The sequence below is a fragment of the Flavobacterium humi genome, from assembly GCF_004745595.1.
GTDB classification, from domain to species: domain Bacteria; phylum Bacteroidota; class Bacteroidia; order Flavobacteriales; family Flavobacteriaceae; genus Flavobacterium; species Flavobacterium humi.
This window is the reverse complement of the sequence record NZ_SRLH01000011.1, coordinates 1-13,028: the sequence shown is the minus strand read 5'-3', so window position 1 is coordinate 13,028 and position 13,028 is coordinate 1. Positions and strand designations below refer to the sequence as shown.

The window sequence follows — 13,028 nt, the reverse complement described above, 5'->3', positions numbered from 1 at the left end:
GGGATTTTGCTTTTCAAAATCATGTTTTCTTTCATAAAAAAATCCTAACCATTACAGTTAGGATTCTTCTGTCTTCTCTCTCAATTAGCTTTATTATTTTTACAATTTAGCTTTATAAAAATGTTATTATTTACATATTATATATCCCTTTTATTTAACTAAAATTAAAACCTATTACGGCGTAGCCGGTAATAGGTTTTATTGTTTAATAATTTAATCCTTTGGTTTATGAATGTGAGGTTTCAAATCAGGATGCATGGTTGAAACCAATATTGATAGTGTATTCGGGAAAATAAACATTTTTAAATAAAACAGAAAACCTCTGTCGATCCGACAGGGGTTTTTGTTTTTACTATAGTGATATAATTTAGCTTAGGTTTTTATAAATCATAGCGTAGAATTTGTTTGCAATACCTTAATATATTTCATGAAAACACTCTGCAACGCAGTTAAAAAAACACCAACTTTTTCTAACGGAATTGTAATTGTACATATTTCTCCTTTGCTATTTTGGTCTGTAAATGTTACTGATATTGTTGGCACAAACTCAACTTTTGCATGTGCTACAGAATTTCTTATATGTCTAATGTAATCAATACCAGAACTATCAGATTTATAGTCCGATTTTGAAGCTGACTGGATAGTATCAATAACATTGTTCAGTCCATTAAATTCAGTTGGATATTTCTGCGACAAAATTTCTTTTGGAAGCACTAACATGGTATAAAGTCCCATTAATAACGTTCCTTGATTATCAATTCCAACTGTTGGAAGGTTTTCTTTGAGATAATTATCTCCAAATGAAAGGCTTTTATAGAATTCACTATTTAGGAAGTCATTGTTATTAAGTTCAAATAGAAATGCAGTAGTAAAATAGCTTTGTATTAACAAATTGTCTTCTTGCGATAATGCCATTGTAATTTTTAATTTATTATTTTCAATATCAATTAAATAGAAAAATCAGTTGGATAGGTTTTATTGTTTTTCAGATAATTTGTCCATTATCATTGTAAATCGTTTTCTATTATCATTCATTAAATCTCCTCTAAATTTCGAAATAGCGACATTTATACTATAAAGTTCATCAAACAGTACTTTAGCAATTCTCTCTTGATGGTCAAGTACAAGCTTGATATAAACATCAAAATCAGTAATTTCGTTAGCTTCTTTAAATGATGAATTTAATTCTGCTCTCGTCCGAAATAAGTAATTTTCAAATTCTTCTGGTGTCATAATTTAATTTTATAAAATGGTTAAAAATCAGGAATCTTGTTTTTTAATTTCAATTATTGAATCAAATCCATTTCTTAGTGCTAACTGTTTTAAAGTATAAATGAACCTTTCAAGTTCTCGATTAATTATTGCTTCGTAATCAGCACTCATTGTATTAAAATCATTTGGAAGCAAATTTGATATAGCATAGTTAATTCCTGAAAGTGTTGTAGGAAAGTCTATAAAAATTAATTTTCCATCTTTTATTTCAGTTTCTAAATTTATATGCCTAGGTCTCCCAGCATAATTGAAAGAAACATTTTTTGTACTAAATCCTTTTTTCAATTGCTCAAATTGTAGATTAACATCAGCACTTAGCCTGTTGGGAATAATCACTTGAATTGCGTAGTCTATATATTTAGTGCCATCAATCTCAAACCCACCATTTTGAATTAGATATTTACATGTTGGAGATAATAAATTTTCAAAATAACCTGATGCTAGTGTTGAAGATGGAAAAAAATTAATATCTGCATCAATTTGATTTTTAAAAAGTTCACTTATTTGATTTATTGCCGTGACAAAACTTGGCACATCATCTTTTTTAAACCTAGCTAATGTAATTCCAGATATATCAGATAATACTTTTAATTCTTTATCGATGACAAAAGCGCATTTTGACAAACCTAATCGTCCAATAAAAAGACCTAATTCAAAGAGGACATTATCTCTTGGTTGCATTACAGTATTTCCTCTATATTCGACTTGGTCATCTGTAGTGCCAATTAATAAGCTAAAATCAAACTGCAATGAAGCTCTTAATAAATCATTTAAAAAGTTATTATTAATCTTAAAAACAGAATTATCCCAAACACTTTCATTCCAAATGGTAACATCAAAGTCTTTATCTAAAATCGCTTTTGCTGCATTCGCTAATCCAATTTCTTCTGATGAAGAACCTATAAAGATTTTTTTTCTTATCATACTCTAATAGTTACTTTTAAATCAACCAAAATCCCCTCAACTTCGGCTAGAAGTTTTCTCAAATTTTCCTTTTTTGAACTATTATATCTGAAAATATACTCTCTACCATCAACCGAAACTAAATTATCAGCTTTTGTTTCGTTATTACATATTTCCTTTAGCTGATTGTATAGAATAGGAACTAATTCATAAAATGATAAATACTGATATTCAGAAACATTTATATCATAGCAAATTGCATTAATATCAAAGCTGCTTAAATCTATATCATAACTTGAATTAGCCTTATTGTTTTTTAAGAAACGAATCATTTTTTTTAATCTGCCATTAGTTTCCGAACTTCGCTCATTGATTTTTTTGATACTTAAAAAAGGGAAGTCAGCATCGCCTCTCGAATGAGTTTCTTTATTGTAAATTTGAACTCCACGAAAATCCCCTTTATCGTTTATTACAGAGGCTATATCGTCATACCAATTTGCAATAACAATATCCACTTCACGGTTAAGGCTTAAGTTTTTAATTTTAATTGCTTTAGGCTTTGTATTGTCACAAACTGTATAGACATTTGAAAGTATTCTTTCACTATCAAGTCTAAGATTTCTTAAATCATCTAAGGAATTTCCAGTATAGGTTGTACCATTTACTTCATTTTGCAACTTCTCAATTGTCGATTGATAATATTTAGCTCTGCGCTCTGGATTCTCCAAAAGCGATTTAATATTATATCTGTCAGGTTGATAGAATTTTTCGCAAATAGTCAGTAAATCTATATCGCTATGTCCTTTGATATGGGTGTCCGTCATAACTGAGCCCTGATACTTGAAACTAACATCTTTCAGTTCTTTAGAAAGGTGCTCCTTAACCCTTTCACCTGCATCTTTACTTTTTTGGGTGTATTCAGGTTCAACTCCTTTCATACAGAATCTAATGTAAGTTAATATATCACTATACGATATAGTCGAAAGTTCATCTGAAAACTCCCGTTTAAATGCGAAGTTATCCGGATTGATACGCCCTCTAATACTTTCTGCTAATTGTCTGTAATTTTTTGCCATTCTTAATTTTATTAATTCGTGAGTAATGTATTGCTAAAACACTGACCAAACAATCCCTGAAATCAGTGATTTTTTATCTAACTAAATTTGGTGATGTCTCTGGTTTTCAATAACAAATAACATCAATAAATCCATTATTTCTTTACGGAAAACCGTAACAAGAAAATGAATTCCATTATACCACACAATACGTATTTATACTGCTCTTTCGTTTTTAGGTTTTGTTTAAACAAAAAAGGACGAGCCGTTAAGCTCATCCTTGATTTATGGTGTGGGTGATTGTGGTGGTGTGCCTCACGAAGCACAAAACGAATCTGGGAATTATTTTTTTACATACTGTTTTAGGACTTTACGTTCCATATTATCATCTGGCCAGACTTCTATTTTATAAAAATCATTATCAGAATCATGAGCCAAATCATTTTCCTTTACACTGGCAAAATTAGAACCATAAATTCTTACCCTATAATTCCCTGGCTTTAGTTTCACTTCTAATTCAACTGAACTATTAGGACAATCTAAAACCTGCAACAATCCCGATTCAACAGATATTCCAGTTTCAACGATATGGTCATACTTATTATAATCTATTTCTTTAGTTGGTTTTTCCAAAACAATTAATTCACCTTTAATATCACCATAACTTTCCGAAAAATAAGCTATAAAATTTTTTAAAGAACTTAGTCTATCAACATAATCTTTTTCATCCCAAGAGTTATTTTGAGTTAAAGAACTCCCATTATCACTAGTCAAATAAAATTGATTGTATTGAGTATAAAAATTAAATTGATGTTTTTGCATAATATTTTTTTTATTAGGAGAACAAGATAAAAATATGCTTAATAGAGATATCATAATTATTTTTTTCATAGTATATTTTTTAAGGTAATGCCCAAGCCCCACAACCAAGACATTCCCATGTCGCAGCTGCCATTATTATTTTATAAGTAATATAAGCTGCTGTGGCAACTCCAACGCCTACACCAACATCTCTAGTAGAGACATTTGGAACTGGTATCGGATTAGATACTGGAACTGGGTCAGGAACTGCATCAGGCTCTTTATCCTTAGGTACTGGTAAAACTAAAAATGCTTCTCCTTGTTTCATTGTTTTATATAAAGGAGCTAATTCCAATAGTCCTTGTCTGCTGTTTTCTGAAGCTGGTACATAAGCTACATTAGCTCCAGCCCCCCCTTCAAAAGTTGAAGCATACGGATATTCATCTCTCTGTAAACCTTCAGCTCCTCTTGACGGATAATTTTTAGTTGCCTGATATCTTCTTTGTGCAGCTGCTTTTTTATCATTGTCATAATGCAATATTGATGGTTTGCCTTTTCTAAAAGAATCCAAAGTATGTTTATAGATATTAGGTGTTTTAGCTTCTTCAACAAAATGAACTTTAACTCCTCCTGTTTCATTAATTTCATCTCTGATGGCCATAAAGGCAATTTTTGCATCATTACCAGTATAGCTGACTCCACCTTCAATCTTTTTTATTTCCCTACCATCAGGGTCAACAAAACGAATTGGATTATCAACACAGTAATTATATGGTGACCATCGTCTGCTTTTCTCTGCTAATGGGTCAATAACGTTCCAACGACCAATTGCTGGGTCATAATCTCTAAAGCCATACGTGTACATATTCAGCCCCAACTCGTCCTGCAGCTCTTTACCATTATACTTATACTGATACCCTCTCGGACATGAAATACATGGCTCCAACACTACACCACCTCCAGTTTTAATATACGTTTTCTGGCTCATGTTGTAGTTCTTGTGCTTCAACCCAAAAGGATAATAGTTGTTTTCTTCCAATATTTTAAGAACGCCTGTTGCAGGGTCTACACCATAACTCAACCGCACATTGCCCAGGTGGTCGGTGTAATTGAACACGTAGTTGTATACGTTGTTGCCGTTTACCACCGTGTTGTTTACATACCCTTCATCATGAGAGAAAAACTGTAACACCCCATCTACGTATTGAAAGCCGTTAAAATACTGGGTGGCTGTTACCGTACTGCCTTGGGTTACATTTTTCTGCAATTTGACACCTGCTGCGTTGTAAAGGTATTCTTTTTCTTTTGTTTTAGGAGCTGTTTCCTGCTATCCGTTTCAATCTTTTTCCCTCGTCTGAAAACGAGAGAAAAAGGATTTCCACTGCTATCAGGGCTAGGATTTTGCTTTTCAAAATTAGCTTTTGTTTTCACCAGGGCATAAAAAAATCCTAACCATTATAGTTACGATTCTTCTATCTTATTTCTCAATTCGCTTTAATTATTTTTACAATTAAGCTTTATAAAAATGTTATCATTTACATGTTGTATATCACATTTGGTTAAAAATGCTTTACCAACACATTTGATACATTACCATCACTTTTATTTATTATTATTTTTCCAATGAGTTGCTTCTATAAATTCGAGGACAACTTGATTTTTATCGTATATAATAAATTCAATTTTATCATCTTGAGTTGATTTTATATCAATAAAATCTTTTGCTAAATCTATATTATCAAATGACCAATAAACATTATCATCTGAATCATTTCTATAAATTTCTCCGTTGCAATTTAATATTATTCCTGTTGCGCCATCAGCAATAACTACAACAACTTGTTCTTCTTTTAAAATAGGAAATTCCATCATATTTAATAATTTATCGATTTACTGGAGTTACTGTTGCACCTGAAACATTGCCTTTTAATAAAACTTCTGATTCATTGACTACTCCTCCCCCTTGTATTAAATTAACATTTTTCACACTTGGACTGGCTACTGTGCTACTGGTCGGAACGGTCGTTTCCATAATAACCCCCTCACCACTTGTTCTCAAAGCAAAATTCTTAGCCACCTCTGGGTTTGTAGACCATGAAGTAAATTCACTATTTGTATTACCTGCATTATGTTCCGCAGCCGTAGCTGTACCTCCCCGAGGGACAGCTGTCCCTTGTGTTGCATTTTCAAAAGCAGGACTTGTAGTATTTACTCCTCTATATAATGTTGTTGTAGTTTCTGCACTGGTAGTTTCTGCAACTGCAGTGGCACTTACTTTACTTGTACCTGCTTTATGAGCAACAACAATAGCTCCTAAATTCGTTACTAATCCCCCCATAGCTTCAGGATTCCCCGAAGCAGCTGCCTTTGCATTTTCAACAATTCCTTTAGCTCCACTAGTTTCATAAACAGAGTTTACATATTGTTCAGCTGCGGCAGAAGCTCCTCCTCTTTTATAAGCTGTGACTATCTTTTTAGCTTCACCAACACCTCTACTCATAACTGAAACAGGATTACTGCTTGCTACACCTACAACCATATTTCCAGCAGCCTTCCAAGAACCAGTAGCATAACTTTTTACAAAACTTTTTACACTATTCCATGATGGCCATGGCCACATTCCATCAGGGTCCTGAAAATAGATAGGATTGTCAAAACAATAATTATAGGAAGACCATCTACGTCCCAATTCTCCCTTAGGGTCCATTTGTATAAATCGACCAGTAGCTGGGTCATAAGCTCTATTGTCATAATCATACACGTTAAGCCCCAGCTCGTCTTGCAACTCTTTTCCATTATACTTATACTGATACGTCTTCGCACAACCGCTGCACGGTTCCAACACAACCTTTCCTCCGTCTTTAATATACGTTTTCTGGCTCATGTTGTAATTCTTATGCTTCAGCCCAAAAGGATAATAGTTATTCTCTTCCAATACTTTAAGAACGCCTGTAGCAGGATCTACACCGTAACTCAACCGCACATTGCCCAGGTGGTCGGTGTAATTGAACACGTAGTTGTATACGTTGTTGCCGTTTACCACCGTGTTGTTTACATACCCTTCATCATGAGAGAAAAACTGTAACACCCCATCTACGTATTGAAAGCCGTTAAAATACTGGGTGGCTGTTACCGTACTGCCTTGGGTTACATTTTTCTGCAATTTGACACCTGCTGCGTTGTAAAGGTATTCAATTTTTGTACTGCTGTTGTTGTTGAACACGATTTTTATAGGCAAATTCATATGGTTGTACACAATTTGGGTAATCCCTTTGTTGGTATCGGCTGTCATATTACCGTTGGCATCATAACTGTAATCATCGGCAGGATCGCTCGTGCCGGTACTGTCATCCTTAAACCCGTTGGTATTGTTGGTGCTGTCAAACACCTTCATCAATTGGTTTTTGTTATCGGCATGGTAGGTGTATGCCAGATTGTCCACTTCCAGGGAATAATCCGCATCGTCGTATTCGCCGGTTCTGGTTAGGGCAGTAATGTTCCCGTTTTTGTCATAGGCCAATGTTTCGTTATACGAATTGGTCGTTGGCGAAGCCGCTCCTGGCTTTTGGTAAGTGGCATTAGTTAAGCGGTTTAGGTTATCGTAATTGTAACCGTACTTGCGCTGTACGTTGTCGCTGTTGGTGCGCCAAAACGTTTCGGAGATATTCCCGTTGTACAAATGCGGCACGCCATACACCCCATAACTCTGGTTGTCATTATCCTGGTAGTTCACCTTAAAAGCAAACAAATCTACAGGGTTAGTCCCTTGCGTCAGGTTCGTTACGTCATTGATACTTTTGAGCCAGCCTCTTATGTTGTAAGTGTAGTCTGCTTTCTGTAAACCCAACGCTCCTGTGGCATCGGTACCGCCTACATTTTTGCTGGTCAGCTGTCCCAGTTCGTCATAAGTATTCTTGGCAATCAGTTGTACTGCTCCTGCCCCTATCTGCTGAGTGTGCAATACCAAACGGTCCTGTGCGCTATAGGTAAAGTTATCGGTAATGATAATCTCCGGATCGGCCGAAGTCCTTTTGTGGTATGTTTTGGTATACAGCGTCTTTCCTGTAAAATCCAGTTTGCTGTCCGTACGGGTATAGCCAACCATTGGGGTTTCGGCATGGGTACGGATGGGGCGGTATTTGGTGTCGTACAAGGTAGAAGACGTTGCTCCGTACAAAGTAGTCGGTGTATACACCAATCGGAGCCAGGTTCCGGTAGGCAGTCCTTTCGCGGTAGCGGACACCTTCTGCCCTTCTATCGTGGCTGGTACGCTTGGCGCATCCGGGAAACTGTAATTGTCATAGTAATTCTTGCTTAGGACATCATAGGTTCCCAAAGTAAACGGATTGGTCCCGGCATTGATGTTCCCTTGCCAGGTATTGCGGTTACTTTCGGTTACCGTCATGACTTTCCAGCCGGTTTGGGTAACGCGCCCAAAGGCATCGTAATCGGTAATAGCCATCCCTATGGTCCCATCCCCGAAAGGCGATAAGGCCGGGCCAGTGGCTACGGGCCTGTCCAACAGGTCGTACACCATATATTCCCATTGCTTGCCCGGGAGTTTCTTGGCTGCCAAACGGTTACGGGAATCGTATTTGTACTGGTAGCACAAGCCGTCCAGGATGGTTTGGGTAATGGCACCTTCTGCCAATGGAGGCAAAACGCAGGCCAGGTTCCCAAACGCGTCATAAATATAATAAGTGTCGTGGGCGGTACTTTGGTTGAAGGTACGTTTGAGTACCACACGGCCTTCCTTATCCTTAAATTCCTGTATCGTGTTATTATTCCCGGAAGTCCAATTCTCGTCCTTGGTGATGGTTTTGTACAATTCCCCTTGGGCATAATTCCCGTTTTGGGACAGTGTGTTCTCATAAGTCCCTTTGGAAGCATTCCAGGAATCGCTTACCGTAAAGAGCTTCACCGCATCGGCCGTTGCATTGGCCTGGTAATCCATCCGGATGGTATGCTTGGTCGTATTGGCCACGCCCCAGGCTTCACCCGGTGCTCCCTGTTCCAGGACACGGTTAAGCGGAGAGGCTTCAAAGACTTTTTCGCTGTAAGGGTTTGTGGTGTTCTCGTACGCAGCCGAATTGTAAAACGAATTGGTTTCTGTTAGGGCACTCGGGTTATAATTGAGCGAAGCCGCTGTATTGGCATAAGGCAAAAATTCCTTAGGCTGCCTGCCATAGGTATCGTATTCCATATGGGTCACGATATCTTTTCCTGTAGCCGATTGCCCGTTGGCAATTTGCTGGATAGGGCGGCCCAACCCGTCAAAATAGGTCATTTGCACTACCGAAGCAGTAGCTGTGGAATCTTTATACGTTGTCGTCTTGATGTAATTCTGGGTCGTAGTCTGTGCCAGGGCCGCAAAAGGCAATAGCAATAATATCAGTATCTTTTTCATGGCTTCAAATTAATTAGGACGATAATTGTATTCATTTTTGCTCAATACTTTGCCTTTGTGGTCTTTCACCTGGAACAAACGGTTAAAGGCATCATATTCGTAAGTGGTTTTCAACCCTCGGGGATCGGTCATGGTGCTAATCCCGATAAGGGGTTTGTACGTATATGTCGTAACCATCGCGGCAGGGAAGGCCGTCCTCAAATTGTTCAGGGCCGTGATCAGGTTGGCCTCTGTTCCGTTATTGGAAAGGTCTTGCAAATTGGCCACATAAGATTGCACAGATGCATACGTTGCATTCTCGATCTTGGCGATAGGCTGGCTTTGGTTATAACCCCATATGTAAGCAATTTTCATCCCGCCTTCCTGCTGTACTTCCAGCGGGTTGCCATAGGCATCGTAGGCATTGTACTTCAGGCGGTTTTCCAAGGATTGGGTGCCTTTAGCAGATTGGATAATTTCAGGAGCCAGCATGTTTGCCCCCCAATTTTTGTAAATGGTCTTCTGTGTCGATATTTTGTTTGATCCCCTGAATTCTTCTATAGACAAAGGCGTTTCAATCATATTATTGGCCAACAATTCTGTCTTGAACGGCTCTGCTGCCATTTGCGTATCCTGCGGGTAAAAATATTTCCTCTCAACAGTATTTCCATTGGAAACCGTCGATACTTCGCTGGAAATCTGCCGATTACTCGTATTATAGGTAAAAGAAGAAGCTTTCTCCACAACAGAAGTACTTGCTCCCGGATAAAAATACTCTTTAGACGTTGTATTGGTCAGTTTTGTCCAGCCAAAATCTTCCTTGTTAAGATAGTAGCTTACAAAATTGGCCTCATCCTGTCCACAGTTTCTTGCATTCCATGCCAATTGGCTGCCACAAATGACAGGCATATTATTGTAATATCCACAAGGATAGGTATTCGGGTCTAAAACCCCATCATGATAGGCTGAATAGTTTTCATACATTCCTGCATAAGGACAGTCCAGCTCTTTGTAAAAAGTAGTAACACCGGTAATCTTGGTTTCATCCACAAAGGCATACTGGTTCTGCTTTTCTGTCAAAACCCTGCTGCTATTGTCATACTTTTTTTCTTTAAGCAAAAGGCCCCGCTTATAATCGATATTAGAAGAAGGCACATATGGGTAGGCAACACTCAGTGAGCTCATGAATTCCGGGTAATCAATAGGCGAGGTATATTCAAATTCCGTTTTCCCGTTCCCGGTTTCTGTTACAGTTACATTCTTATAACCCACATCTGCTCCCTGTGTTGAGATAAACGAATAGTTGTTTGATTTGGAATAAATTTTATATATGACCTCAGAATATTGGAATACATGGCTAAAAGTACTGGATGTTGCCATAACATTAAAATTTCTTTTGGCTTCGTAAACCATTTTGGGTTTTGGAAATACCAACGAACCACTGCTTCGGGAAAGGTCGCTGAAAAAGTTATAATCGTAACTTATTTTTTTGGAATAGCTGTTTGGGTAATCCTGGTTGTTCAATTCCTGCGCTTTGGTATCAGTATAATAAATGCTTTTGATCCGGATCCCTCCTCCATACAGCCATTTATTTGTCGTGGAATTCCTTGTTTTTTCATCAATAACCACAGCAGCACCTATAGTATGTGGAGGGCTTGTGGCCCAACTGAAAGAAACAGCATAACGATATCCTCCTTCCAAGTAAATTTCAAAAGGGCAGCCACCAGTGCTTAACCCTATTAACTGTGTGGCATTGGTCGACACATTGATTTTTTTCAAAAATAAAAAGCCAAGGTTATACTCATCAGTCCCTGACAAAGTAGTATTGAAAATAAGTGTCTTACCGGTGGAAAATACCCCTAAATCATGTATAAGGCTACCCGTGCTTTCATTTGGATTGTTGTTTAAGCCAAAAGTTTCATACGAACCAATGGTGTAATTGTCCGGGTTTTGCCCGAAATTATCTTCCTCTGCAATATAATCGTCATCTCCTTCATAAGAATAGGTATTAGGTTCATATTGAAATACCACCGATCCTTTGGTAGGATAAATAATCTGTTTCAGTACATCTTTTTTGCAGTATACCTTATCTACATCCCTGTTCATATTTTCATAATTCACACAGTCAGGACCATACTCATTCAATTTGGAGTATCCCCAGTAATCAGTGGCAAAACTAGTATTGTCCAGATCCAGGCCTTCGTAATTCAGTTTGTATTTCAATAGCTGGTTTTGGCCGGTTCCCTCTTGTATCTGATCCAAAAACAATTTATGTTTGAATAGATAATTAAATTGGTATTCCTTTACAACACCAGATTTCCAATCCCGTATCGTAATTCCCTTCAAATAAGGGCTTGTACCTGGATTAGGTAAATTGGTATCAATCCTGCCCACGGTCGCTATTTCAAAATCAATAATGGCTTTGCCGATAATTCTAATCTGCGTTATCTTTTTTGTTTTTGTGGTAATGGTATTATTAACATTCACCTCTAACGGTAAAACCCCTTTTGTGATAGTTTCGGGATTGGATTCGGTATGTGCTGCATCTAGCAATACTTGCAGAGAGGGCTCCAAAGGCATATTGAAGGTCCAGTTACGGATTACCTGCGCTTCTTTTAGCTCATTGCTGTTAAAAAGGAATTCAAGTACAAGCTCTTCATTATAATATACTTTGGATAAATGGAAAGCACTGATGACAGACTGGTAGTTGACAGTATAATTTTCAGAGGTTGCACTGTTGATCGTGGTAGAAAAATTGAAAGAAGAACTATCGCTTAATTCCTTTACATCAAACACATAGCGGAATCCTCTGGTATCTTTTACTTCAAATGTCTTATTGGTAGCATCGTAGTTGATAATCAGGTTATTTTTATCCAGCTTGACCACCTCATAAGTGCCGTTTTGCTTTTTTTCGATAATAAACCTACCGATATAACCCATAAAATTAAACTGGTATAAATCATGTTTGGCATCAAACTTCTGCTTTTCATTTACCTCAAAGAAAAACTTATTGATTTCCGGATTGGTATCATCAATTAAATAATTAGGATTCAGCAAAGGCAATACGCTATAATAATTATTGCTGTTGGGTGTAAAACTGTCATTATTATGATAAATGCCTATTTTTTTAGAAGAAAACTGGCCTCCAAGGTCATACATATCATCAGGGATATCACGTACAGTCCTGGAAATCGTCCCGCCAGCTATCAAGCTCCAGCCCAGTCCTGCGAAACCGGCTACTTCCTCCTTTTTGATACTTAAGGGGTGGTAATTCAAGGCAACGCTGCAATCCAATCCGTGATTCCCGGTTGTGCTAAACAGGGGGATACTCACATTTGGCACTCCCGTATAATTACTCACAGGGACTTCCTCAAATTTCATCAGGGCTGCTACCGTTGGAGATGGCGGTATAACCGTTGGCAATTCGTTCTTGATCTCCGGGTTTTGCCCGAAAACCACCATTCCCTGTAACAATAATAACGCAATAATATATTTTTTCATCTTTTTCATCTTATTTCTTAATCACTTTAATCCCGTTCTGCTCCACGTTGGTGCTAATGTTGATGACATACACACCGCTTGGCAAGTTACTCAAATCAAAAGGCACGGTG

General features: G+C 37.5%; 9 protein-coding genes. All 9 read right to left on the bottom strand.

Annotation, left to right across the window (positions count from 1 at the left end):
- Nucleotides 1-387: 387 nt before the first annotated feature.
- Nucleotides 388-915 carry a hypothetical protein gene (locus tag E4635_RS15600; RefSeq protein ID WP_135527639.1) on the bottom strand — a complete coding sequence of 176 codons (528 nt, stop codon included), beginning with the start codon at nt 913-915 and terminating at the stop codon, nt 388-390.
- Between the two features lie 60 nt (nt 916-975).
- Nucleotides 976-1,233 carry a hypothetical protein gene (locus E4635_RS15595; RefSeq protein WP_135527638.1) on the bottom strand — a complete coding sequence of 86 codons (258 nt, stop codon included), beginning with the start codon at nt 1,231-1,233 and terminating at the stop codon, nt 976-978.
- 27 nt (nt 1,234-1,260) lie between these two features.
- On the bottom strand, nt 1,261-2,196 hold the full coding sequence (gene cap12 / locus E4635_RS15590) for a CBASS system CD-NTase-associated NAD(+) hydrolase Cap12 (protein ID WP_135527637.1): 936 nt from the start codon (nt 2,194-2,196) through the stop codon (nt 1,261-1,263).
- Nucleotides 2,193-3,251 (bottom strand): nucleotidyltransferase family protein, encoded by a 1,059-nt coding sequence (locus E4635_RS15585; RefSeq protein ID WP_135527636.1) that lies wholly within the window; start codon nt 3,249-3,251, stop codon nt 2,193-2,195. Before E4635_RS15585 ends, cap12 begins: the two co-directional genes overlap by 4 nt.
- A gap of 321 nt (nt 3,252-3,572) precedes the next feature.
- The gene (locus E4635_RS15580) at nt 3,573-4,121 is read right to left on the bottom strand and encodes a hypothetical protein (RefSeq protein ID WP_135527635.1); all 549 of its coding nucleotides are present in this window, start codon (nt 4,119-4,121) and stop codon (nt 3,573-3,575) included.
- Nucleotides 4,122-4,131: 10 nt separating this feature from the next.
- Entirely contained in the window at nt 4,132-5,298 is a 1,167-nt protein-coding gene (locus tag E4635_RS15575; protein WP_135527634.1) for an RHS repeat-associated core domain-containing protein, read from the bottom strand.
- A 335-nt stretch (nt 5,299-5,633) separates the two neighbouring features.
- Nucleotides 5,634-5,903 carry a hypothetical protein gene (locus E4635_RS15570; protein WP_135527633.1) on the bottom strand — a complete coding sequence of 90 codons (270 nt, stop codon included), beginning with the start codon at nt 5,901-5,903 and terminating at the stop codon, nt 5,634-5,636.
- Nucleotides 5,904-5,913: 10 nt separating this feature from the next.
- Entirely contained in the window at nt 5,914-9,438 is a 3,525-nt protein-coding gene (locus E4635_RS15565) for a DUF6443 domain-containing protein (protein ID WP_135527632.1), read from the bottom strand.
- 9 nt (nt 9,439-9,447) lie between these two features.
- Nucleotides 9,448-12,918 (bottom strand): RHS repeat protein, encoded by a 3,471-nt coding sequence (locus E4635_RS15560; RefSeq protein ID WP_135527631.1) that lies wholly within the window; start codon nt 12,916-12,918, stop codon nt 9,448-9,450.
- Between the last annotated feature and the right edge of the window lie 110 nt (nt 12,919-13,028).